The organism is Streptomyces sp. NPDC060028 (assembly GCF_042736725.1).
Taxonomy (GTDB): Bacteria; Actinomycetota; Actinomycetes; order Streptomycetales; family Streptomycetaceae; genus Streptomyces.
Genome location: NZ_JBHWVJ010000008.1, coordinates 20,392 through 42,863, shown reverse-complemented (window position 1 = coordinate 42,863; position 22,472 = coordinate 20,392). Strand labels below are relative to the sequence as shown.

General features: G+C 71.7%; 21 protein-coding genes. 12 read left to right on the top strand and 9 right to left on the bottom strand.

Features of this window, described 5'->3' with window-relative positions:
* Positions 1-26: 26 nt before the first annotated feature.
* From ACFWBF_RS06665 to ACFWBF_RS06640, 6 genes are all read right to left on the bottom strand, one after another.
* Complete coding sequence (locus tag ACFWBF_RS06665) at positions 27-320, bottom strand: DUF1416 domain-containing protein (RefSeq protein ID WP_385221771.1); 294 nt, start codon at positions 318-320, stop codon at positions 27-29.
* 53 nt (positions 321-373) lie between these two features.
* Positions 374-1,219, bottom strand: a complete 846-nt coding sequence (locus ACFWBF_RS06660; protein WP_385596233.1) for a sulfurtransferase — start codon at positions 1,217-1,219, stop codon at positions 374-376.
* A 173-nt stretch (positions 1,220-1,392) separates the two neighbouring features.
* The gene (locus tag ACFWBF_RS06655; protein WP_350206375.1) at positions 1,393-1,476 is read right to left on the bottom strand and encodes a putative leader peptide; all 84 of its coding nucleotides are present in this window, start codon (positions 1,474-1,476) and stop codon (positions 1,393-1,395) included.
* 164 nt (positions 1,477-1,640) lie between these two features.
* Positions 1,641-2,354 (bottom strand): DUF2993 domain-containing protein, encoded by a 714-nt coding sequence (locus ACFWBF_RS06650; RefSeq protein ID WP_385596230.1) that lies wholly within the window; start codon positions 2,352-2,354, stop codon positions 1,641-1,643.
* 101 nt (positions 2,355-2,455) lie between these two features.
* Complete coding sequence (locus ACFWBF_RS06645; protein ID WP_385596227.1) at positions 2,456-3,679, bottom strand: hypothetical protein; 1,224 nt, start codon at positions 3,677-3,679, stop codon at positions 2,456-2,458.
* Between the two features lie 10 nt (positions 3,680-3,689).
* A complete protein-coding gene (locus ACFWBF_RS06640; protein ID WP_385221759.1) occupies positions 3,690-3,944 on the bottom strand; it encodes a MoaD/ThiS family protein in 255 nt (84 codons plus the stop codon).
* 446 nt (positions 3,945-4,390) lie between these two features.
* Here ACFWBF_RS06640 and ACFWBF_RS06635 point away from each other — a divergent pair, with 446 nt between their 5' ends.
* The 5 genes from ACFWBF_RS06635 to ACFWBF_RS06615 all read left to right on the top strand — a co-directional run bounded on the left by ACFWBF_RS06635 (position 4,391) and on the right by ACFWBF_RS06615 (position 9,848).
* A complete protein-coding gene (locus ACFWBF_RS06635) occupies positions 4,391-5,215 on the top strand; it encodes a response regulator transcription factor (protein ID WP_385596224.1) in 825 nt (274 codons plus the stop codon).
* 24 nt (positions 5,216-5,239) lie between these two features.
* Entirely contained in the window at positions 5,240-6,262 is a 1,023-nt protein-coding gene (locus ACFWBF_RS06630) for a LacI family DNA-binding transcriptional regulator (RefSeq protein ID WP_385596221.1), read from the top strand.
* A 182-nt stretch (positions 6,263-6,444) separates the two neighbouring features.
* On the top strand, positions 6,445-7,611 hold the full coding sequence (locus tag ACFWBF_RS06625) for a S1C family serine protease (protein WP_385596218.1): 1,167 nt from the start codon (positions 6,445-6,447) through the stop codon (positions 7,609-7,611).
* A gap of 60 nt (positions 7,612-7,671) precedes the next feature.
* Complete coding sequence (locus ACFWBF_RS06620) at positions 7,672-8,409, top strand: response regulator transcription factor (RefSeq protein ID WP_385596214.1); 738 nt, start codon at positions 7,672-7,674, stop codon at positions 8,407-8,409.
* Positions 8,406-9,848: an ATP-binding protein gene (locus ACFWBF_RS06615; protein ID WP_385596211.1), complete on the top strand. Its 1,443-nt coding sequence runs from the start codon at positions 8,406-8,408 to the stop codon at positions 9,846-9,848. Before ACFWBF_RS06620 ends, ACFWBF_RS06615 begins: the two co-directional genes overlap by 4 nt.
* Here the strand turns inward: ACFWBF_RS06615 and ACFWBF_RS06610 are convergent.
* Positions 9,828-10,763 carry a phosphatidylinositol-specific phospholipase C gene (locus ACFWBF_RS06610; RefSeq protein WP_385596208.1) on the bottom strand — a complete coding sequence of 312 codons (936 nt, stop codon included), beginning with the start codon at positions 10,761-10,763 and terminating at the stop codon, positions 9,828-9,830. The two genes, ACFWBF_RS06615 and ACFWBF_RS06610, sit on opposite strands and share 21 nt — an antisense overlap.
* 77 nt (positions 10,764-10,840) lie before the next feature.
* The gene (locus ACFWBF_RS06605; RefSeq protein WP_385596205.1) at positions 10,841-11,410 is read right to left on the bottom strand and encodes a TetR/AcrR family transcriptional regulator; all 570 of its coding nucleotides are present in this window, start codon (positions 11,408-11,410) and stop codon (positions 10,841-10,843) included.
* A 132-nt stretch (positions 11,411-11,542) separates the two neighbouring features.
* Between ACFWBF_RS06605 and ACFWBF_RS06600 the strand changes: the two genes are divergently transcribed.
* A complete protein-coding gene (locus ACFWBF_RS06600) occupies positions 11,543-12,328 on the top strand; it encodes an alpha/beta fold hydrolase (RefSeq protein WP_385596202.1) in 786 nt (261 codons plus the stop codon).
* A gap of 59 nt (positions 12,329-12,387) precedes the next feature.
* Here the strand turns inward: ACFWBF_RS06600 and ACFWBF_RS06595 are convergent, their stop codons facing one another.
* The gene (locus ACFWBF_RS06595; RefSeq protein WP_385596198.1) at positions 12,388-14,202 is read right to left on the bottom strand and encodes a bifunctional metallophosphatase/5'-nucleotidase; all 1,815 of its coding nucleotides are present in this window, start codon (positions 14,200-14,202) and stop codon (positions 12,388-12,390) included.
* A gap of 192 nt (positions 14,203-14,394) precedes the next feature.
* Between ACFWBF_RS06595 and mshD the strand changes: the two genes are divergently transcribed.
* The 6 genes from mshD to pstA all read left to right on the top strand — a co-directional run bounded on the left by mshD (position 14,395) and on the right by pstA (position 22,472).
* Entirely contained in the window at positions 14,395-15,327 is a 933-nt protein-coding gene (gene mshD, locus ACFWBF_RS06590) for a mycothiol synthase (RefSeq protein WP_385596195.1), read from the top strand.
* Positions 15,328-15,610: 283 nt separating this feature from the next.
* A complete protein-coding gene (locus ACFWBF_RS06585) occupies positions 15,611-17,899 on the top strand; it encodes an RNA degradosome polyphosphate kinase (protein WP_385596192.1) in 2,289 nt (762 codons plus the stop codon).
* Positions 17,880-18,833, top strand: a complete 954-nt coding sequence (locus ACFWBF_RS06580) for a CHAD domain-containing protein (protein ID WP_385596189.1) — start codon at positions 17,880-17,882, stop codon at positions 18,831-18,833. The genes ACFWBF_RS06585 and ACFWBF_RS06580 overlap by 20 nt, the downstream gene beginning before the upstream one ends.
* A gap of 301 nt (positions 18,834-19,134) precedes the next feature.
* Entirely contained in the window at positions 19,135-20,271 is a 1,137-nt protein-coding gene (pstS, locus tag ACFWBF_RS06575; protein WP_385596186.1) for a phosphate ABC transporter substrate-binding protein PstS, read from the top strand.
* A 129-nt stretch (positions 20,272-20,400) separates the two neighbouring features.
* Positions 20,401-21,390 (top strand): phosphate ABC transporter permease subunit PstC, encoded by a 990-nt coding sequence (gene pstC, locus ACFWBF_RS06570; RefSeq protein WP_385596183.1) that lies wholly within the window; start codon positions 20,401-20,403, stop codon positions 21,388-21,390.
* On the top strand, positions 21,390-22,472 hold the full coding sequence (gene pstA, locus ACFWBF_RS06565; RefSeq protein ID WP_385596180.1) for a phosphate ABC transporter permease PstA: 1,083 nt from the start codon (positions 21,390-21,392) through the stop codon (positions 22,470-22,472). The genes pstC and pstA overlap by 1 nt, the downstream gene beginning before the upstream one ends.

Here is a 22,472-nt window from a genome sequence, read left to right as displayed (position 1 = left end):
GGCCCTCCGGCCGGTTCAGCTGACGATCAGACCGCGATGGCCACGTCCGTCACGCCGCCGGCGTCGGCGACGACCACGGCGCGGTCGGCCTGGCGGCCGCCGGGGACGAGCGCCCGCAGCGTCCAGGTACCGGTCGCCGCGTAGAAGCGGAACTGGCCGGTCGCCGAGGTCGGGACCTCGGCGGTGAACTCGCCGGTCGAGTCCAGCAGGCGGACGTAGCCGCTCACTCCCTCGCCGTCCTTGGTGACCTGGCCCTGGATGGCGGTCTCACCGGGCTTGAGCGTCGCGAGGTCGGGCCCGCCGATCTGTGCTCCACACATGTTCTCTGTCCTGTCCTAGAGAGGTCGTACTACTGGGCGTCGCGTGCCCGGGACTACTTGTTGGCGCCCAGCTCGATCGGCACGCCGACCAGCGAGCCGTACTCGGTCCAGGAGCCGTCGTAGTTCTTGACGTTCTCCTGGCCCAGGAGCTCGTGCAGCACGAACCAGGTCAGCGCGGAGCGCTCACCGATGCGGCAGTAGGCGATGGTGTCCTTCGCCAGGTCGACCTGCTCGGCCTCGTAGAGGGCGGTCAGCTCCTCGTCCGACTTGAAGGTGCCGTCGTCGTTGGCGTTCTTCGACCACGGGATGTTGCGGGCGCTCGGCACGTGGCCGGGGCGCTGCGACTGCTCCTGCGGGAGGTGCGCCGGGGCGAGCAGCTTGCCGGAGAACTCGTCGGGCGAGCGGACGTCGACCAGGTTCAGCGAGCCGATCGCGGCCACGACGTCGTCGCGGAAGGCGCGGATCGAGGAGTCCTGGGCCTTGGCCTTGTACGCGGTGGCCGGGCGGGCCGGAACCTCGGTGCCGTCGACCAGGTCGCGGGAGTCGAGCTCCCACTTCTTGCGGCCGCCGTCGAGGAGGCGGACGTCCTGGTGGCCGTACAGCTTGAAGTACCAGTAGGCGTAGGACGCGAACCAGTTGTTGTTGCCGCCGTAGAGGACGACGGTGTCGTCGTTGGAGATGCCCTTGGCGGAGAGGAGCTTCTCGAAGCCCTCCTGGTCCACGAAGTCGCGGCGGACCGGGTCCTGGAGGTCGCTCTTCCAGTCGATCCGGACGGCGTTGGTGATGTGGTTCTTGTCGTAGGCGGACGTGTCCTCGTCCACCTCGACGATGACGACGTTGGCGTCGTTCAGGTGGGCCTCGACCCAGTCGGCGTCTACGAGGACGTCGCTGCGGCTCATGGTGTTCTCCTCCGGGGCAGTGTGCGGCGGGGCTGTGCTGGTGGTGCTGAAGACGTGCTTCCGGGTGCGCTCGAGATCCTGAACGGGGAGCCGTCAGGGGGCAGGAGGCAAGTGGGGTCACACGGGAAAGCGGAAGGCCGTCGTCCGGCCATGGAGCGGGATGCGCTCACACGTCACATGGATCGACAGAGCATGGCGGCGACGCGACACAGGTCTACTGCCCGTCGCTTCGTGAGATCCGCCTGCTGATGCTTCATAGCCATGGATCGTAGGGACGAATCGACTGCCCTGTCACCGTCGTGTCATATTTCGAGACAGGATCGTCCGTATGGTGGGATGCGATCACCCCGGGAAGGCCGCCGCACCGCCTCGGGGGCCTCGGTGCGGTCCGTTCATCTGCGGATCGGACCGCACCGTCTCACTATCCGGTAAGCGCCACGTTCGAACCGCCCAGCGACAGGTGCACCCCGGCCTCGTCCGAGGTCAGCCCGGTCAGCTGGAGCCCGGAGGGCAGACCGCCGTCGAGCCGGCGGTCGGAGTCGGTCTTCTTGCGGATCGCCGTCTCGATCCCGGGGATCCCCTCGCCCGGCACCTCGTCGGCCCGCAGCCGGACGGTCTTGGAGCCCTGCCCGTCCTTGGAGTCGACGAGGGAGACGGTCGACACCACGCTGCGGGTGAAGGTCCTGCCCAGCAGCTCCACCGACGCGGTGACCTTCACCTTGCCCGGCGCCCCGCCGTAGCTCAGGGTCACACCGGGCTGCGCGCCCGTGGTCAGGTCGGCGTACGTGACGAGGGCCGAGCCGGCCGCGCGCCGGGCGGTGCCGCCGCTGTAGTCGCCGTTCAGCTCGACCCCGTGGAAGTCGGCGCGCAGCTGGGAGAGGCGGGTCTTGCGGCCGTCCGCGCTCACGTCGACGTTGTCCAGCTTCAGGTCGACCCGGTCGAGGTCGTGGCTGAGCGCCTGCGTCAGGAAGGGGAAGCCGTGGATGTCCACGCTCACTCCCCCGACGGCGGGCTGCCGGGCCTGGATCCGGTCGGCCAGCCGGTTCTCGGCATAGCCGACCGCCCAGCGGTCCGCGCCCACGAACAAGGCCCCGAGGACCACTGCGACGATCACGACAACGCGCAGGAAACGCACGCGTCCACCCCCCATGAGATTGGTACGTGCGTACTAGTTGACCATCCGCGCCGTCGGAGGCCGGTGAAGGGGCCGTGATCCCGACGCCTCGGCCGACCCCCTCAGCCCACCACCCGCCCCAGCAGGTAGACGGCGGGAGCGGCCACCGCCAGCGGCAGCGCGACACCGGCCGTCATGTGCACGAACTTCGACGGGTAGTCGTACGCCGCCACGCGCAGCCCGATCAGCGCGCACGCCCCGGCCACCACCCCCAGCAGTGCCCCGCCGACCCCGACCGAGGTCAGCCCGCCGACCGCGATGCCCGCGCCCGCGGCCGCGGCCAGCGAGACGCCGACCGAGGGGGCGGTGGGCAGCGGCAGCGCGCGGGCGAAGACGGCGACCGCGACGGCGGCCGCCCCGACGGTCACCCAGGCGGTGTCGGCGGCCAGGTAGCCGGCGCAGACGATGGCCAGTGCGGCGGAGGCCACCGACGCCATGAGCCCGTACATCCGCTCGTCCGGCTCGGCCCGGCTGCGCAGCTGGAGCACGAGGGTGAGCAGCACCCAGGCGCCCAGGGTGCCGACGATCGCGCCGGGGCCGTACGCGCGGTCCACGGCGAGCACCGCCGCATCCGCGGCGAGGGCTCCGGCGAAGGCGAGGGCGATGCCCTGGCGGGCCGGCCACATGCCGTTGAGGCGGAACCAGCCGGCCGCGGTGAGCGCCTGGAGGGCGATCAGCGGCACGAGCAGCGCGAGCTGCCCGAAGGCCGCGGCCGCGGCGATCAGCAGCCCGAGGGCGGCGGTCAGTATGGCCGGCTGCGGGCCGGGGTCGATGACCGGCGACCGGCCCTCGGCGCGGGCCTGGGCGGGGTCGACGGCGCGCAGGGTGTTGCCGGCGAGCGTGGGCGGGGAATACGCGGGCTCCTCGCCGGCGCCCTCCGCCGCAGGCGGCTCGGCCGCGACGGGGGCCGCGGGGGCCGCGGGGGCGGCCGCCTGGGGCGGGAGGTAGGCGGTGGCCTCGGCCCAGTCCTGGGCGGGGGCCGGTGCGGGCGCGGGCGCCTCGTCGCGGTACCAGCTGTCGGGGGCAGCCGTCTGCTGGTACTGCTGTTGTGCCTCCGGGCCCGGGTACGGCGGCAGGTACGCGGTCTCGCCCCACTCCTGCACCGGCGCGGGGGCCGGGGCCTGCGGCGCCTCCTCGCGGAACCAGCCCTCGGGAACCACGGGCTGGTAAGCGGTGTCCCAGGTCTCGGACTGCCAGGTCTGGGTCCCGTACGGATCCTGCTGTTGCTGTTGCTGTTGCTGCTGCTGGTAGTGCTGCTGTTGCTGCTGTTCCTCGGGAGTACTCATCGGACCGCGCTCACCCGCCCGCGAACGGCGGGAGCACCTCGACGGTGCCCCCCTCGGTCAGCTCGACGGATTCGTGCGCCCGCTTGCCCACGGGCTCTTCGTTCACGAGGAAGGAGCAGCGCAGCAGGACCCGGGTGAGCTCCCCGGGGTGGCGTTCCCGCACGCCGTCGAGCGCCTCGGCCAGTGTCCGCGCCGAATACGGCTCCTCCGCCGTCTTGGCCGCGGCCTTCGCCGCCGCCCAGTAGCGGATGGTTCCGGTTGCCACTGCAGCTCCTATCGTCGTCTCCGCGTCGGCCTCCATGATGAACCCTCGGACCGCCGGGCCCACGTGCCTGCGCACGACCCGCATGCACCCGGGCGGCCCCTCCGGGGTCCACCGAACCGGTGAAACCGGGGCATACGCAGGTCACAGGGGTGGTGCGAACCACAGAAGAGGCTGCCGCCGATCCCTCGGCCCCGCGGGCACGGGTGGGCTATTCTGCTGGCGAGAGGATCCGGGCAACGTTGCCCCCGGGTCCTTTTGTGCTTTCAGCGCGTTGAACGAACCGAGAACAGTGGTATCCATCCGGACCTCAGGGCGCGGGGACCGGGCGGGCACCAGGCAAGCCGTACGAAGCAGTGCCGCGAAAGTCCTCGACGGGACCGAGGAGGAACCGACGTGATGGACCAGCGAACCGTGCAGAACGACCCGACCCGGGCAGGTGTCGGGTCATGAGCTCTCTCCTGCTGCTGACCAATGCCCTGCAGCCGTCGACCGAGGTGCTGCCCGCCCTCGGCCTGCTGCTGCACAACGTCCGGGTGGCGCCCGCCGAGGGCCCCGCCCTCGTGGACACCCCGGGCGCGGACGTGATCCTCGTGGACGGCCGCCGCGACCTGCCGCAGGTGCGGTCGCTGTGCCAGCTGCTCCGCTCCACCGGACCGGGCTGTCCGCTGATCCTCGTCGTGACCGAGGGCGGCCTCGCGGCCGTCACCGCCGACTGGGGCATCGACGACGTCCTCCTCGACACCGCCGGCCCGGCCGAGGTCGAGGCGCGGCTCCGGCTGGCCACCGGCCGCCAGCAGCTCGGTTCGGACGACTCCCCGATGGAGATCCGCAACGGCGACCTCTCGGTGGACGAGGCCACGTACTCGGCGAAGCTCAAGGGGCGGGTCCTGGACCTCACCTTCAAGGAGTTCGAGCTGCTCAAGTACCTCGCACAGCACCCGGGCCGGGTCTTCACCCGCGCCCAGCTGCTCCAGGAGGTGTGGGGCTACGACTACTTCGGCGGCACCCGCACGGTGGACGTCCACGTACGGCGGCTGCGCGCCAAGCTCGGCCCCGAGCACGAGTCCCTGATCGGTACGGTCCGCAACGTCGGCTACCGCTTCGTGACCCCGGAGAAGGTCGAGCGGGCCGCGGCGGAGGCCGCGGCACAGGCCGCGGCCAAGGCGGCCGCCTCCGCGGCGGCGCAGACGGCGGCGCAGGCGGCGGCCGCCACCCGGATGGCGGAATCGCCTGTGGGAATCCCCTCTTCCGGACGCCCTGCCCAGAGGTAGGTCACCCCGCGTAGACTGCCGCGCGTGGCCAAGGTGACGCGGGATGACGTGGCACGACTGGCGGGTACCTCTACCGCCGTCGTGAGCTACGTCATCAACAACGGACCCCGGCCGGTTGCCCCGGCCACGCGCGAGCGTGTCCTCGCCGCGATCAAGGAGCTGGGCTACCGCCCGGACCGGGTCGCACAGGCGATGGCGTCGCGGCGCACCGACCTCATAGGCATGATCGTCCCGGATGCCCGTCAGCCGTTCTTCGCGGAGATGGCACACGCGGTCGAACAGGCCGCGGCCGAGCGCGGGAAGATGGTGCTCGTCGGGAACTCCGACTACCGCGACGAGCGCGAGGTCCACTACCTGCGGGCCTTCCTCGGCATGCGGGTCTCGGGCCTGATCCTGGTCAGCCAGGGCATGAGCGAGCGGGCCGCGTCCGAGATCGAGGCGTGGGACGCGCGGGTCGTGCTGCTGCACGAGCGCCCCGAGGCCATCGACGACGTGGCCGTCGTCACCGACGACATCGGCGGCGCCCAGCTCGCCACGCGTCACCTGCTGGAGCACGGGCACGAGTACGTCGCCTGCCTGGGCGGGGTCGAGACGACCCCGGAGGTCGGCGACCCGGTGGCCGACCACGTCGAGGGCTGGCGCCGGGCCATGCTGGAATCCGGCCGGTCGGTCGAGGGCCGGCTCTTCCAGGCCCCGTACAACCGCTACGACGCGTACCAGGTGGCCCTGGAGGTCCTCTCCGGCCCGGACCGCCCGCCGGCCATCTTCTGCGCGACGGACGACCAGGCGATCGGGCTGCTGCGGGCCGCGCGCGAGCTGCGCATCGACGTGCCCGGGGAGCTGGCCGTCGCCGGCTTCGACGACGTGAAGGAGGCGGCCCTCACGGACCCGCCCCTCACCACGATCGCCTCGGACCGTCCGGCGATGGCCCGCGCGGCGGTGGACCTCGTCCTGGACGACGGGCTCCGCGTGGCCGGCTCCCGCCGGGAGCGCCTGAAGCAGTTCCCGTCGGCGCTGGTGATCCGCCGCTCCTGCGGCTGCCGGTAGCTGCCGGCGGTTCGTCGGATCACCCGCTCGGCGGACGCGCCCCGTTCGCCTGCGCCGCCGCTTGGCAGCGGCGCCGCGGAGGCCGGTCCGGGCCCGGTCCTTATGTCGGGCATACGCGGTTCTGTCGGGCTTCTCACCTCGGACTCAGATTGCTCTCATGATCCGCGCGCAGAGTCATAGGCATGACCGAGAGCTTCCGCCGCGAAGGCGAGTACCCGCAGGAGAACTTCCCGACTCAGTACTCGCCGTTCGGCGAGGCCGCCGCCGGGGCGTATCCGCCGCCGCCCGCGTACCCGCCCGCCGCGCCGGGGTGGCACGAGGCGCACCAGCCCCCGGTCATCCCGGGCGAGACCGTGCCCGCCGGCGCCGGCGGAGCCCAGGGCCCGGCCCACGCCGCCACCCCCGCCCCCCGCGCCAAGCGGCCGGTCGCCCTCCTCGCCGCCGTCGCCCTCGCTGCGGCCGTGGTCGGCGGCGCCTCCGCGGCCGCCCTCCAGCAGCTGGTCGGCAACACCACCGGCTCCGCCACCGGCGTCAACGGCACGAACGTCTCCCAGTCCAGCAACGGCACGGTCTCCGGCGTCGCCGAGAACGTCAGCCCCTCCGTCGTGCGGATCGACACCCGCACCGGCTCCGGCCAGGGCACCGGCTCCGGCATCGTCGTGACCGCCGACGGCGAGATCGTCACCAACAACCACGTCATCGACGGCGCCTCCGAGATCCAGGTGACGATGAGCGACGGCAAGAAGTACGCCGCCAAGGTCGTCGGCACCGATCCGGACAAGGACCTGGCCCTCGTCAAGCTCCAGGGTGCGAGCGGCCTCAAGCCCGCCAAGCTCGGCGACTCCGGCAGCCTCAAGGTCGGCGACCAGGTCGTGGCCATCGGCTCCCCCGACCGCCTCACCGGCACCGTCACCAGCGGCATCGTCTCCGCGCTGGACCGCGAGGTGAACGTCCCCAAGTCCGAGCAGCAGCAGACCCCGCAGCGCGGCCAGGGCGGCCAGGGCGGCTGGCCGTTCAGCTACGACGGCCAGCAGTTCAACGGGAACACCGGCTCGAACACCACCTCGTACAAGGCCATCCAGACGGACGCCTCCCTCAACCCCGGCAACTCCGGCGGCGCCCTCGTCAACATGAACGGCGAGATCGTGGGCATGCCCTCCGCGATCTACTCCCCCTCCAGCGACAGTTCCTCCGCCGGCAGCGTCGGCCTCGGCTTCGCCATCCCCGTCAACACCATCAAGGCCGACCTCCCCTCCCTCCGCAAGGGCGGCGCCGCCACCGGATCCGGCGGCTCGAACAGCGGCAACGGCGGCGGCACCGCCGCCGACGGCTTCGGCACCTCCTTCTGACCCGCCCGTGCGACGCTGGGAGGCGCCGCGCACCGACCGAGACCACTGGGGTGGACCGAGATGAATCCCGCCGAAGGCGACCAGCAGCGGATCCTCGTCGTCGACGACGAGCCGGCCGTACGTGAGGCCCTGCGCCGCAGCCTCGCCTTCGAGGGCTACGGCACGCAGACCGCCGTCGACGGGCTCGACGCCCTCGACCAGGCGGGCTCGTACGCCCCCGACCTGATCGTGCTGGACATCCAGATGCCCCGGATGGACGGCCTGACGGCGGCCCGGCGGCTGCGCTCCGCGGGCAGCACCACCCCGATCCTGATGCTCACCGCCCGCGACACCGTCGGCGACCGCGTCACCGGCCTCGACGCGGGCGCCGACGACTACCTCGTCAAGCCGTTCGAGCTGGACGAGCTCTTCGCCCGCGTCCGCGCGCTGCTGCGCCGCAGCTCGTACGCCGCCCCTTCCGGCGTCGCGGACGGCGCCGGCGAGGACGTCCTGACCTTCGGTGACCTGCGGATGGACCTGGCCACCCGCGAGGTCACCCGGGCCGGGCGCCCGGTGGAGCTGACCCGCACCGAGTTCACCCTGCTGGAGATGTTCCTGGCACACCCGCGGCAGGTGCTGACCCGCGAGCAGATCCTCAAGACCGTCTGGGGCTTCGACTTCGAGCCCAGCTCCAACTCCCTGGACGTGTACGTGATGTACCTGCGCCGCAAGACCGAGGCCGCGCGCGAGCCCCGCCTGGTCCACACCGTGCGCGGTGTGGGCTACGTACTGCGCCAGGGCGAGAGCGGTCCCGAGTGAGCCCCACCGCCAGATTCCGCGCCCTGCCCCTGCGCTCCCGCCTCGCGCTGCTGGTCACCGTGGCGGTGGCGCTCGCCGTGGCCGCCGTCGCGGCGGTGTCCTGGGTCATGGTGCGGGCCCAGCTGAACGACCAGCTCAACCAGTCCCTCAAGGCCACGAACCCGACCGCCCAGGTGCTGCGCACGCTGCGCGAGGGCTGCTCGACCCGCCCCGACCAGCAGGCGCAGCCGGAGATCGCCGGGCAGCTGAACGCGACCGTCCAGATCATCGCGGCCGACGGCAGCCACTGCACGGTGAGCGGGCGCACCGATCTGCCCGCCACCGGGACCGACAAGGAAGTGGCCGCGGGCGGACGCGGCAAGGCCCTGTACGACGCGTCGACGACCGGCGGCGTCGAGATGCGCGTCTACACCTTCCCGGCGCAGGCGCAGCCCGGTTCCCCGGTCTTCGCGATCTCCGTGGCGAAGCCGCTCGCCGATGTCACCAAGCCGCTGTCCACCCTCGCCTGGGTGCTCCTGCTCGTCTGCGGCATCGGCGTCGTCGGTGCGGGCGCGGCCGGGCTGTGGGTGGCCCGTACGGGGCTGCGGCCGGTGGACGAACTGACCGGCGCCGTCGAGCACATCGCCCGTACCGAGGACCTCACCGTCCGGATCCCCGACGAGGGTGACGACGAGATCGCCCGCCTGTCGCGGTCCTTCAACTCCATGACGGCCGCGCTCGCCTCCTCCCAGGAGCGGCAGGCGCAGCTGATCGCGGACGCCGGACACGAGCTGCGCACCCCGCTCACCTCGCTGCGCACCAACGTCGAGCTGCTCGCGCGCAGCGAGGAGACCGGCCGGGCGATCCCGCCCGAGGACCGCCGGGAGCTGCTGGCCTCGGTCAAGGCGCAGATGACGGAGCTGGCGTCGCTGATCGGGGACCTTCAGGAGCTGTCCCGCCCGGACGCCGGGTCCGGGAGCCCGCTCCAGGTGGTGGCCCTGCACGAGATCGCCCGGGCGGCGCTGACCCGCGCCCGGCTGCGCGGTCCGGAGCTGGTCTTCCGCTCCGACCTGGCGCCCTGGTACGTACGGGGCGAGGCGGCGGCCCTGGAGCGGGCGGTGGTCAACGTCCTGGACAACGCGGTGAAGTTCAGCCCGCCCGGCGGCGCCGTCGAGGTGTCGCTGCGGGCGGGCGCGCTGACCGTACGGGACCACGGGCCGGGCATCCCGGCCGACGACCTCCCGCACGTCTTCGAGCGGTTCTGGCGTTCCCCCTCGGCCCGCGCCCTGCCCGGCAGCGGCCTCGGCCTGTCGATCGTGGCCCGTACGGTGCACCGCGCGGGCGGCAGCGCCGAACTGCGGGCGGCGCGGGACGGCGGCCCGGGCACGGAGGCGGTCCTGCGCATCCCGGGCGCCCCGACGCCGCCGCCGTCCGGGCCGTCAGTTGTGCCGGATCAGTGAGGCGACCAGGCCGGAGCGGGTGTTCGGGAAGTCCATCGGGACGATGCCGAGCCCGGTGCGGCCGGCCAGTTCGCCGCCGTCGACGAAGGCGTGGACCTGGGGGTTGAGCCGGTCGGAGTTCCAGCGGGGCGGCATGTAGGCGGCGGTGCTGACGTAATTCACGAAGAGCTTGCCGGGCTGCTGGACGGCCTTGCGGAAGTGGTCCTCGATCCGGCCGCGCTTGGCGAAGGGCTCGGTGTTGTAGTCGTCCTGGATGTCGAAGACGTTGCCGTCGCCGTAGCGCAGTCCGGGCAGGCCGCCGTTGTCGGCGAGCAGGACGACTTTGCCGCGGGCCTGGCCGAGGGCGGGCAGGGTGTCGGACATGCGGAAGAGCGGGCGCCAGCCGCGGTTGTCGAGGTAGTCGTCGAAGATCGCGCGGAAGGTAGCGTCGCTGTCGCCGGAGTACTCCTGCTTGACGCGCATCAGCACGGTCTCGGAGGGGTGCGCGGCGAGGAAGTTCCAGCAGGCGACGAGGACGTCCCCGAACATCAGGTCCTGGAAGAAGGCCGCGTGGTGGATGGCGAAGGAGCCGCCCGACACCCGGCAGCGGACGTCGAGGAACCGGATCCCGGAGTCGAGCTGCTGGGCGATCGAGGTGTTCTGGCAGGCGACGTAGAGCCCGCCCTTCGTGGCGCCGGAGTCGTGGCTGCCGGGGATCGTCATCCGCTGGAGGGCGGTGGCGTCACCGAGCCCGGCCATCCAGTCCTGCGTGCCGAGGGTGCCACGGGTCCCGGTGGTGCCGAGCGCGCCGCGCGTGCCGGTCGTACCGAGAGTGCCGGCGGAGGCCGGAGCCGCCGCAGTCAGGCCGAGGGCGGCGCTCGCCGCCAGCGCCCCCGCCCCGGTCAAGAACGCCCGCCGGTCCAGTCCCATGCCCATGCCCGCCCCTTTGCCGACCCAGTGGTGGGACCGGATTATGGCGTGGACACCTCAGCTTTACCATCGACCGGCAGCGGTCAGTTCTCCAGCAACTCCGCCATCGCCCGCAGCCCTCGGGCGAGCTCCCGCCCGGACGGCGCCTGCTCCGGGTCGGTCAGGCACTGCACCATCACCCCGGTCAGCAGCGCGAGGTGCACCGACCCGAGGGACCGTACGTCCTCCTCGCCGACCTCGTCCTCCGGCACCCCGCGCAGTTGCGCGGCCACCATGGGGCGGGAGCGGCGCTGGCTCTCGGCCAGGGTCGCGAGGAGTTCGGGCGAGGACTGCGCGGCGACGAAGGCCTCGACGTTGGCGGTCCAGAGCCAGCGCATGTCGGCGAAGTCCTGGATCTTGCGGTCCCACGTGTCGGCGTACCGCTCCGCGGCGGTGCCGCCCTCCCCCGCGAGGCGGCCGGAGCCCGCGGCCCACTCGTCCATCGCCGCGAACAGCGCCTGGTTGAGGAGGGCCTCGCGAGAGCCGAAGTGGTAGCCGATCGCGGCCATGCTCACCTGCGAGGCCGCGGCGATGTCGCGCACGGTCGTGCGCAGGTACCCCTTCTCCTCCAGGCAGCGGCGCGCCCCGGCCAGCAGGTCCTCACGATTTCCCATGCCCGGATCGTATCCGCGCAGCATTTTGGGCAAGCGCGCTACACGAACGTATTGCGCGCTTGCCCAAATCCTGTCAGGCTGACGAGGGGCCGATCACACGGCCCACCGACCAGGACACCGGGGAGCCACGCCATGCGCCACGAGCTGAAGATCGACGACCGCACCCTGTCCTACCTCGACTTCGGCGGCGCGGGCCGGCCGCTACTCGCCCTGCACGGCGGCCTCTCCGAAGGCGCGCACTTCACCGGCCTGGCCGCCGCCCTGGGCGACGAGTGGCGGGTCATCGCCCCCGACCAGCGCGGCCACGGCGACTCCGCACTGGCCTGCGAGTACAGCCGCGAGGGCTACGTCCGCGACGCCGCCGCCCTGCTGGAACACCTCGACCCCGGCGGCCCGGTGCCCGTGCTCGGCTTCTCCCTCGGCGGGATCAACGCCTACCACCTGGCCGCCGCCCGCCCCGACCTGGTCTCCGCGCTCGTCAACGTCGACGCCCCCGTGGAGAGCCCGCGCCAGGACGGCCCGTCCTTCTGGGACTTCCTGCGCGACCTCCCGTACACCGCGCCGACCCGCGAGGAGCTCGTCGCCGCCCTCGGCCCGCTCGGCGAGGGGGTCGCGCCGTTCCTGCGCCCGCTGCCCGAAGACACCGGCTGGCGGCTGCCGTTCCACCCGCAGGCCACCCTGGCCACCCTGGCCGAGGGCGACGGCTCCCGCTGGGACGTCTGGCTCGCCGGCCGCTGCCCGGCGCTGCTGATCCACGGCCTGCGCAGCGAGGTGCTCCCGCTGGAGCTGGCCGAGGCGATGGTCGCCCGGCGGCCCGGGACCTCGTACGCCGGGCTCGACACCGAACACTTCGTGCCCTTCCAGGACCCCGACGGCTTCGCCGAGGCCGTCCGCACCTTCCTGGCGGGGCTCCCGTAACGCCGAAGGGACGGCGGGCCGATGGCCCACCGCCCCTCCGGGCGTGCTGTACGCAGGTGTTACTTGACGACCGTGATCCGGTCCGCCGCCGGCGGGGCGATCGGGTTCGCCGCCGTCGACTTCGCCAGGAGCTCGTTGAAGCAGTCCAGGTCGGGGGCGCCGACCAGCTTGTTCTTGTGCTCCTTCAGGACGGTGAAGCCGTCACCGCCGCCCGCGAGGAACTCGTTCATCGCGACCCGGTAGGTCTTGGCGGGGTCGATGGCCGCGCCGTTCAGCTTCACCGAGTCCACGACGACGCGGTCCGCGCCCGTCTTCGTCGCGTCCAGGGTGTAGGTGAAGCCCTTCGAGACCTGCAGGATCTTCGGGTTCGGGCCGTTGACCGGACCGCTGACCTGCTGCTGGAGGGCGGTGATGAGCTGCGCGCCCGTCAGGTCCACGACGTTCATCAGGTTGTTGAAGGGCTGGACCGTGTAGGACTCGCCGTACGTCACGACGCCGTCGCCCTCGTCACCCGCGGCCTTGTAGGCCAGGTCGGCACGGATGCCGCCCGGGTTCATGATGGCCAGCTGCGCGCCGCCCTTGGCGGCCGGTGCCAGCGCCTCCAGCTGCGCGTCGGCGATCAGGTCGCCGAGCGGCTTCTCCGGGGCCTCCGAGCCGCGACCCGGGATGTCCGCCGAGATGTAGCCCATCGTGCGGTTGGCGACCGGCGCCGCCAGGGCCTTCCAGCGGTCGACCAGCTCGGTCATGTCCGGGGCCTTGGGCTGGTCACGGGAGACGAGCTTGTTGACCGGCTTGGGCGAGGAGACCGGCGTACGGACGATGTCCTTGGTCTGCCGGTCGTAGGTGAGGGTGGTGTCCGTGAACAGCCGGCCGTAGGAGGCCGCGGAGGTCACCATGCGCGGGTTGCCCGCAGGGTCCGGGATGTTGCAGGCGTACGCCTGGTGCGTGTGACCGGTCACCAGCGCGTCGACCTTCGCGTCCACGTTCTTGGCGATGTCCACGATGGCACCGGAGACGCCGGCGCCCGCACCCGGGGCGTCGCAGTCGTAGTTGTACGCGCCGCTCGCGGGCAGACCGCCCTCGTGGATCAGCGCGACGATCGACTTCACGCCCTGCTTGTTCAGCTCGGCGGCGTACTTGTTGATCGTCTCGACCTCGTCGCCGAACTTCAGGCCCTTGACCCCGTCGGCGGTGACGACGTCCGGCGTGCCCTCCAGGGTGACGCCGATGAAGCCGATCTTCACGTCCCCCTTCTGCCAGATGAAGGTGGGGTTCATCATCGGACGCTTGGTCTTCTCGTCCGTGACGTTCGCGGCGAGGTACTTGAACTCGGAGCCCGTGAACTCCTTGCCGTACTCGAAGCAGCCCTCGACCGGGTGGCAGCCGCCGTACGCCATGCGGCGCAGCTCGGTCTTGCCCTCGTCGAACTCGTGGTTGCCGACGCTCGTGACGTCCAGCTTCAGCTTGTTCAGCGCCTCGACGGTCGGCTCGTCGTGGAAGATCCCGGACAGCATCGGGCTGCCGCCGATCATGTCACCGGCCGCGGCGGTGACGGAGTACTCGTGGCCCTTGCGGGCTTCGCGCAGGCTGGTCGCGAGGTACTCGACCCCGCCCGCGGGTATGGCCTTGGTGGTGCCGTCGGCCTGACGTTCGCTCACCGTTCCGGAGGAGCCCTGCGGGGGCTCGAGCGTGCCGTGGAAGTCGTTGAACGACAACATCTGCACGTCGACGGTCCGGCTCTTGGCGGCACCGCCACCACTCGCGGCCCCGGCCGGCAGTGCGGCGGCGACCATCGCCCCGGCCCCGGCCGTGACGGCGAGAGCGGTGAGGGTCAACCGGCGGGCTCGGCGGTGCCGTTGTGGCGTCGCTGACATTTAATCCCCTTTGTGGACAGCGATACTGCTTGGGAGGTCCGCCGAAGCCTATGGTCAACGCGCGTAGCACGACAGGGGGTAACGGGTATCGAGCTGGTTACGCGCACGAGGCGGACAGCCGTCGAGGCCCCCGGGGCGGGGCACCGGCACCCGTGCTCCCGCCCACGCCCTCCGCGGTCGTAGGCTCGGCGCATGACTGACGACGCAGCAGCGGCCCTGGAGCCGGGACGGCAGATTGAGACCCTCGACGAGCTGACGGAGGAACAGGCCGACGCCGTGCTCGGCCTGATCGAGGACGCGGCGCGTACGGACGGCACCACCGCGGTGTCCGAGCAGGGCCGCCTCCAGCTGCGCGGCGGACCGCGCGAGGGCATCCGGCACTTCCTCCTCACGGAGAAGGGGCGGCTCGCCGGCTACGGGCAACTCGAGGACACCGACCCGGTGGAGGCCCCGGCCGCCGAGCTCGTCGTACACCCCGCGCTGCGCGGGCGCGGCCACGGGCGGGCCCTGGGCAACGCCCTGCTGGCCGCCTCCGGCAAGCGGATCCGGGTGTGGGCGCACGGCGGGAAGTCGGCTGCCCGCCACCTCGCCCAGGTGCTCGGCCTGACCCTCTTCCGCGAGCTGCGCCAGCTGCGTCGGCCGCTCGGCGCGGAGGCGCCCCCGCTGCCGGAGCCGGCGCTCCCGGCCGGGGTGACGGTCCGCACCTTCGTGCCCGGCGCCGACGACGCGGCCTGGCTCGCGGCCAACGCGGCCGCCTTCGCGCACCACCCCGAGCAGGGCTCGCTGACGCAGCGGGACCTCAACGACCGGATCGCGCAGCCGTGGTTCGACGCCAAGGGCTTCTTCCTCGCGGAGCGCGACGGCGAGCTCGTCGGCTTCCACTGGACGAAGATCCACCGCGAGCAGCGCCTCGGCGAGGTCTACGTCGTGGGCGTGCGCCCCGGCGCGCAGGGCGGCGGCCTCGGCAAGGCCCTCACCGCGATCGGCCTGCGGCACCTGGCCGAGGCGGGCCTGCCGACGGCGATGCTCTACGTCGACGCCGACAACCCGGCGGCCCTCGCCGTCTACGAGGCCCTCGGCTTCACCACCCACGAGGTCGACCTGATGTACCGCACCGAAAGCTGACCCTGGGGGCACGGGCCAAAAAATCAGCCCCGCCGGCGTTTGAGGCGCGGGGGTGCGGGGGCGGAGCCTTCTGGGGCTCCCCCGGACGGCGGCCGGGGAAGGGCCGCACCCGCCCCCGGCCGCCAGGCAACGGCTCAGCCGTCCAGGCGGAGCCTGGAAGCCACACGCCATTAACCAGGCATTAAGACGCGCTTGCGACTCTCCCCGCATGCAACCCCGCCTCCGCCTGACGGCTGACACTTCCGACGCGCCTGTCCTGCCGCGTGCGCGGAAGAATGGAGTCATGAGCCACAAGCCCAGCGCAGGCCCCACCGAGGTCCCCGCCCAGCAGCCGTCCCAGAGCTCCGCGGCCTCCGCCGCCTCCGCGGAAGCGGTAGCCGCCCGCGCGGTGTCGGGAGCGCACGCGCGCCTGGGCTCCATAGCCGCGCACCGCCCGCACGTGGACCTCGAACCCGATCTCGACGCGGATGTGGACACCTACGAGGACAAGGACGGCGGAGAGCTCCCCCCCGGCCGCTTCCTCGACCGGGAGCGCAGCTGGCTCGCCTTCAACGAGCGCGTGCTGGAGCTCGCCGAGGACCCGACGACCCCGCTGCTGGAGCGCGCGAACTTCCTGGCGATCTTCGCGAGCAACCTCGACGAGTTCTTCATGGTCCGCGTCGCCGGCCTCAAGCGGCGCATCGCGACGGGCGTCGCCACCCGTTCGGCCTCCGGGCTCCAGCCCCGTGAGGTGCTGGACCTCATCTGGACCCGCTCGCGCGAGCTCATGGCCCGGCACGCCGCCTGCTTCCAGCAGGACATCTCCTCCGCGCTGGCCGAGGAGGGCATCCACCTGATCCGCTGGCCCGACCTCACCGAGAAGGAGCAGGCCCGCCTCTTCACGCTGTTCCGGAACCAGATCTTCCCGGTGCTCACCCCGCTGGCCGTGGACCCCGCGCACCCCTTCCCGTACATCTCGGGCCTCTCGCTGAACCTCGCGGTCGTCGTCCGCAACCCCGTCAGCGGCCACCGCCACTTCGCCCGCGTCAAGGTCCCGCCGCTCCTCTCCCGCTTCCTGGAAGCCTCCCCGCAGCGCTACGTCCCGCTGGAGGACGTCATCGCCGCGCACCTGGAGGAGCTGTTCCCCGGCATGGAGGTGCTCGCGCACCACATGTTCCGCGTGACCCGCAACGAGGACCTGGAGGTGGAGGAGGACGACGCCGAGAACCTCCTCCAGGCCCTGGAGAAGGAACTCATGCGGCGCCGCTTCGGCCCGCCGGTGCGCCTGGAGGTCGAGGAGTCCATCGACCCCGGCGTGCTGGACCTCCTCGTCCAGGAGCTGAAGGTCTCCGCCGCCGAGGTGTACCCGCTGCCCGGCCCGCTGGACCTGACCGGGCTCTTCGAGATCGCGTCGCTGGACCACCGGCCCGAGCTGCGGTTCCCGAAGTTCATCGCCGGCACCCACCGCGACCTCGCCGAGGTCGAGTCCGCGTCCGCGCCGGACGTCTTCGCCGCGCTGCGCGAGCGGGACGTGCTGCTGCACCACCCGTACGACTCCTTCTCCACCTCGGTGCAGGCCTTCCTGGAACAGGCCGCCGCCGACCCGGACGTCCTCGCGATCAAGCAGACGCTGTACCGGACCTCCGGTGACTCCCCGATCGTGGACGCCCTGATCGACGCCGCCGAATCCGGCAAGCAGGTCCTCGTACTCGTCGAGATCAAGGCCCGCTTCGACGAGCAGGCCAACATCAAGTGGGCGCGCAAGCTGGAGGAGTCCGGCTGCCACGTCGTCTACGGGCTCGTGGGCCTCAAGACCCACTGCAAGCTCTCGCTCGTGGTCCGCCAGGAGGGCGACACGCTGCGCCGCTACTCCCACGTCGGCACCGGCAACTACCACCCCAAGACGGCCCGGCTCTACGAGGACCTCGGCCTGCTCACCGCCGACCCGCAGGTCGGCGCGGACCTCTCGGACCTGTTCAACCGACTGTCCGGCTACTCGCGCCGCGAGACCTACCGCCGGCTGCTCGTCGCCCCGCGCTCGCTGCGCGACGGCCTGATCGCGCGGATCGACAAGGAGGCCGCCCACCACCGGGCCGGCCGCCCCGCGTACGTGCGCCTCAAGATGAACTCGATCGTCGACGAGGCCCTCATCGACTCGCTCTACCGGGCCTCCCAGGCGGGCGTCCCGATCGACATCTGGGTACGCGGCATCTGCGCCGTGCGCCCCGGCGTCCCCGGGCTCTCGGACAACATCCGGGTCCGCTCGATCCTCGGCCGCTTCCTGGAGCACTCCCGGCTCTTCGCCTTCGGCAACGGCGGCGAACCCGAGGTGTACATCGGCAGCGCCGACATGATGCACCGCAATCTCGACCGCCGTATCGAAGCACTGGTCAGGGTCGCCGACCCGGCCCACCGCGCGGCACTGGACCGGCTGCTCGCGACCGGCATGTCCGACGCCACCTCCTCCTGGCACCTGGGACCGGACGGCGAATGGACCCGGCACAGCACGGACAGCGAGGGCCAGCCGCTGCGGCACGTACAGGAGATGCTCATAGACGCCCGGAGGCGCCGGCGTGGCTCAGCCAAACCATGACCCGACAGCGCGCGCGGAGGGCTCCGCGGGTGACGTGCTCGGCGCGTACCTACGGGCCCAGGCCACCGCTTTCCTGCGCGGGCTCCGCCTGCACGAGGAGAGCGGGGCCGACGCCGCGGAAGGCGGTGACGCGGCGCGCGGCCTGCGGGGGGCCGCGCGCCGGATCAGCGGATCCCTGGCCACGTTCCGGGTGGTGACCGAGTCCTCCTGGGCCGACGCGCTGCGCACCGAGCTGGTGTGGCTGTCCTCCACGCTGGCCGACGAGCACGCGTACGCCGCCCGCCTCGCCCGGCTCATGGAGGCCCTGCACCGGCTCTCGGGGACCCCCGAGGTGCCGGCCCCGCGCGGCGCGTCCGGGTCGCTCACCGTGGGCTCGGCCCGGGCGGGGGCGCTGCTGGAGCGCCAGCTGACCCTGGCCCGGACCCGCGCGCACTCCGCGACCCTGCAGGCGCTGGGCTCCTCGCGGTTCCACGCGGTGGCGGACGCGGTGGCGGTGCTGGCCTCGGAGGTCCCGCTGGACCCCGTGGCGGCCCGCGGGCGGGTGGGCGAGGTCCTGGCCCCGCTGGCGGCGGTGGCCGAAACCCGTCTGACGGCGGCGGTGGAGGCCCTGACTCCGGCCCCGCAGGCGCACCCGTACAACCCGGACCACGACGGCCCCTGGAACGAGGTACGCCGCCTGCTGCGGGTCCACCGCTACGCACGCGAGGCACTGGGCGAGGACGTGGCCCGGCTGGCGGCCGCGGGCGAGGCCCTGGACCGCCACCATGACGCGGCCGAGGCGGCGGCCGCCTCGGCTACGGCCGCGCGCACCCCGCGGATCGCCCCGGCGACGGCGTACGCGCTGGGCGTGCTGCACGCCGACCAGCGCCACGAGGTGGAGGCGGCCCGCTTCACCTTCCACGACCTGTGGCTGCCGGCCCCGGCCGTTCCGTAGCCCGACCGGCGTATTCCGGCCATGCGAGCTGTGCATCCGGACGGTCACGCCGGGGTAACGGACGAATAACGCCCGCTTACGTCCGGGGGCCGACCGGGGTACCCGCACCATGCCGTCCGCCATGGTTCACCATCCGTTCACCCGGCCCGGTCGGCCGCTTCACCTGTTCTGCCTAATTTCAGTGGTGCACGGTGCGAGTCGCGGCACGAGGAGCGGCGGACCGGGCAAACCGACGTAGTCCTCTTCGCACGCCGCCCCGATTCAGAAAGCGGCCGGCGGCTTCTGGAAGGAACACCCGAAAGTGAAGCTTCAGCGCAAGAACATGCTTCGTGCCTCCGCCCTCGGGGCGCTTGTCGTGTCCGGCGCCCTGGTCCTCACGGCGTGCGGCTCGGACGACAACACCAACGCGAACGGCGGCGCCAGCGGCAAGCCGTCCGCCGCGGCGGGTGACATCAAGTGTGACGACGCCAAGGGCAAGCTCCTGGCCTCCGGCTCCTCCGCGCAGAAGAACGCGGTCGAGCTGTGGGTGAAGAACTACATGGCCGCCTGCTCCGGCGTCGAGGTGAACTACAAGTCCTCCTCCTCGGGCGAGGGCATCGTCTCCTTCAACCAGGGCACCGTCGGTTTCGCCGGCTCCGACTCGGCGCTGAAGCCGGAGCAGGTCGAGGAGTCGAAGAAGGTCTGCACCGGTGGCCAGGGCGTCAACCTGCCGATGGTCGGCGGCCCCGTCGCCCTCGGCTTCAACCTCTCCGGCGTGGACAAGCTGAACCTCGACGCCGCCACGGTCGCCAACATCTTCAACGACAAGATCAAGAAGTGGGACGACGAGGCGATCAAGAAGCTGAACCCGGGCGTCACGCTTCCCTCCACCGCCATCCAGGCCTTCCACCGCTCCGACGACTCGGGCACCACCGAGAACGTCACCAAGTACCTCAAGGCCACCGCGCCCGACGCCTGGCCGTACGAGGCCGCGAAGAAGTGGGCCGCCCCGGGCGGCCAGTCCGCCTCCGGCTCCGCCAGCGTCGCCGCCCAGGTCAAGCAGGTCGACGGTGCGATCGGCTACTTCGAGCTCTCCTTCGCCAGCTCGCAGAGCATCAAGACGGTCGACCTGAACACGGGCGCCACCGCCCCGGTCAAGGCCACCGGCGAGAACGCCTCCAAGGCCATCGCCTCCGCCAAGGTCGCCGGCACCGGCTCCGACCTGGCCCTGAAGCTCGACTACACCACCAAGGCCGAGGGCGCCTACCCGCTCGTCCTGGTGACGTACGAGGTCGTCTGCGACAAGGGCAACAAGGCCGAGACCCTCCCGACCGTGAAGTCCTTCCTGAACTACGCCGCCTCCGACGCGGGCCAGAAGGTCCTCCTCGAGAACGGCTACGCGCCGATCCCGGCCGAGATCAACACCAAGGTCCGCGAAGTCATCAAGACGCTGGGCTGATCCTGACCCCCGGGTGCGGGCCTCTTCCGTCCGATGAGGCCCGCACCCGGGGACCCTCCCCCTCCACCCGGGGGGAAATCCGGTGCACCGCCGCCAGGGGGCCTGCCCCCCAACCAGACCGGAAAGACCATGGCTTCCACGACACCCACCCAGATAGACCAGGCTCCGCCTGTCGCCAAGAGCGGAAGGTCCACCGGCCGCGCCGGTGACAAGATCTTCGCAGGGCTCTCCAAGGGTTCCGGCATCCTGCTCCTGGTGATCATGGCGTCGATCGCCGCCTTCCTCGCCTACCGCGCCTCGATCGCCCTGTCGAAGAACGAGGGGAACTTCCTCACCACCTTCGACTGGAACGCGTCGGCCAACCCGCCCGTCTTCGGCATCGCCGTCCTGCTCTTCGGCACCGTCGTCAGCTCGATCATCGCGATGGCCATCGCGGTTCCGATCGCTGTCGGCATCGCCCTCTTCATCTCGCACTACGCGCCGCGCAAGCTGGCCGCGCCCCTCGCCTACGTGGTCGACCTGCTGGCCGCCGTGCCGTCGATCGTCTACGGCATCTGGGGCGCCCTCTTCCTCGTGCCGCAGCTGAACGGGCTCAACCTCTGGCTCGACGAGTACATGGGCTGGACCTACGTCTTCGAGAAGACCCAGGTCGGCGTCGCCCGCTCGCTCTTCACCGTCGGCATCCTGCTCGCGATCATGATCCTGCCGATCGTGACCAGCGTCAGCCGCGAGGTCTTCCTCCAGGTCCCGCGCATGAACGAGGAGGCCGCCCTGGCCCTCGGCGCGACCCGCTGGGAGGTCATCCGGATGTCGGTGCTGCCCTTCGGCCGCTCCGGTGTCATCTCCGCCTCGATGCTCGGCCTCGGCCGGGCGCTCGGCGAGACCATGGCCGTCGCGACCGTCCTCTCCCCGAGCTTCCTGATCTCGTTCCACGTCCTGAACCCGGGCGGCGGCACCTTCGCGCAGAACATCGCCGCGAAGTTCGACGAGGCCAACGAGTTCGGCCGCGACGCGCTGATCGCCTCCGGTCTCGTGCTCTTCCTGCTCACCCTGCTGGTCAACGGTGCCGCTCGCCTGATCATCGCTCGCCGCAAGGACTTCTCGGGGGCGAACGCCTGATGAGCCACGCAATCCAGGACCAGCGCCCCAGCCGGGCCACCAAGTCCGCAGCGCCCACCAGCCTCACCCGAGGCGGCCTGCCCCGCTGGGCACCGGCCGGCATCGCGGCCCTCTCGGTCGCCCTCGGCTGCGGCATCGGCGCCGTCTTCGGCCTCGACAGCAAGATCCAGTGGGGTCTGCTCGCGGCCGCCCTCTTCGTCGCCGTGACGTACACCTCCAGCGCGGTGATCGAGAACCGCCGGCAGGCCAAGGACCGTGTCGCGACCTCCGTCGTATGGGTCTGCTTCCTCCTCGCGGTCATCCCGCTGCTCTCGCTGATGTGGACCACGATCAGCCGCGGCATCAAGCTCCTCGACGGGAACTTCCTCAGCCACTCCATGAACGGGGTGACCAGCTTCGACGAGGGCGGCGGCGTCTACCACGCACTGCTCGGCACCATCGAGCAGGTCGCCCTGGCCACCGCGATCGCGGCTCCCATCGGCCTGCTGACGGCCGTCTACCTGGTCGAGTACGGCCGGGGCGCGCTCGCCAAGGCCGTGACGTTCTTCGTCGACGTCATGACCGGCATCCCCTCCATCGTCGCGGGTCTGTTCATCCTGACGACCTGGAACCTGATGCTCGGCTTCGGCCCCTCCGGCTTCGCCGGCTCGATGGCCCTGTCGATCCTGATGATGCCCGTCGTGGTCCGCTCCACCGAGGAGATGCTCAAGCTCGTACCGAACGAGCTGCGCGAGGCCGCACTGGCCCTCGGTGTGCCGAAGTGGCGCATGATCCTCAAGGTCGTGCTGCCCACGGCCATCGGCGGCATCGCCACCGGTGTCATGCTGGCAGTGGCGCGCATCGCCGGTGAGACCGCACCGATCATGCTGCTCGTCTTCGGCACCCAGCTGATCAACACCAACCCCTTCGAAGGTGCTCAGTCCTCGCTCCCCCTGTACATCTGGGAGCAGTACAAGGTCGGCAGTGAAGCCTCCTACGACCGGGCATGGGCCGCGGCGCTCGTCCTGATCGCCTTCGTCATGATCCTCAATCTGGTGGCTCGCGGCATCGCCCGCTGGAAGGCCCCGAAGACCGGTCGCTGA

Coding starts and splice junctions, on each gene's coding strand:
- ACFWBF_RS06665 (WP_385221771.1), bottom strand. CDS start 320: ATGTGTGGAGCACAGATCGGCGGGCCCGACCTCGCGACGCTCAAGCCC.
- ACFWBF_RS06660 (WP_385596233.1), bottom strand. CDS start 1,219: ATGAGCCGCAGCGACGTCCTCGTAGACGCCGACTGGGTCGAGGCCCAC.
- ACFWBF_RS06655 (WP_350206375.1), bottom strand. CDS start 1,476: ATGAAGCATCAGCAGGCGGATCTCACGAAGCGACGGGCAGTAGACCTG.
- ACFWBF_RS06645 (WP_385596227.1), bottom strand. CDS start 3,679: ATGAGTACTCCCGAGGAACAGCAGCAACAGCAGCACTACCAGCAGCAG.
- ACFWBF_RS06635 (WP_385596224.1), top strand. CDS start 4,391: ATGAGCTCTCTCCTGCTGCTGACCAATGCCCTGCAGCCGTCGACCGAG.
- ACFWBF_RS06625 (WP_385596218.1), top strand. CDS start 6,445: ATGACCGAGAGCTTCCGCCGCGAAGGCGAGTACCCGCAGGAGAACTTC.
- ACFWBF_RS06620 (WP_385596214.1), top strand. CDS start 7,672: ATGAATCCCGCCGAAGGCGACCAGCAGCGGATCCTCGTCGTCGACGAC.
- ACFWBF_RS06610 (WP_385596208.1), bottom strand. CDS start 10,763: ATGGGCATGGGACTGGACCGGCGGGCGTTCTTGACCGGGGCGGGGGCG.
- ACFWBF_RS06605 (WP_385596205.1), bottom strand. CDS start 11,410: ATGGGAAATCGTGAGGACCTGCTGGCCGGGGCGCGCCGCTGCCTGGAG.
- ACFWBF_RS06600 (WP_385596202.1), top strand. CDS start 11,543: ATGCGCCACGAGCTGAAGATCGACGACCGCACCCTGTCCTACCTCGAC.
- ACFWBF_RS06595 (WP_385596198.1), bottom strand. CDS start 14,202: ATGTCAGCGACGCCACAACGGCACCGCCGAGCCCGCCGGTTGACCCTC.
- mshD (WP_385596195.1), top strand. CDS start 14,395: ATGACTGACGACGCAGCAGCGGCCCTGGAGCCGGGACGGCAGATTGAG.
- ACFWBF_RS06585 (WP_385596192.1), top strand. CDS start 15,611: ATGAGCCACAAGCCCAGCGCAGGCCCCACCGAGGTCCCCGCCCAGCAG.
- pstC (WP_385596183.1), top strand. CDS start 20,401: ATGGCTTCCACGACACCCACCCAGATAGACCAGGCTCCGCCTGTCGCC.
- pstA (WP_385596180.1), top strand. CDS start 21,390: ATGAGCCACGCAATCCAGGACCAGCGCCCCAGCCGGGCCACCAAGTCC.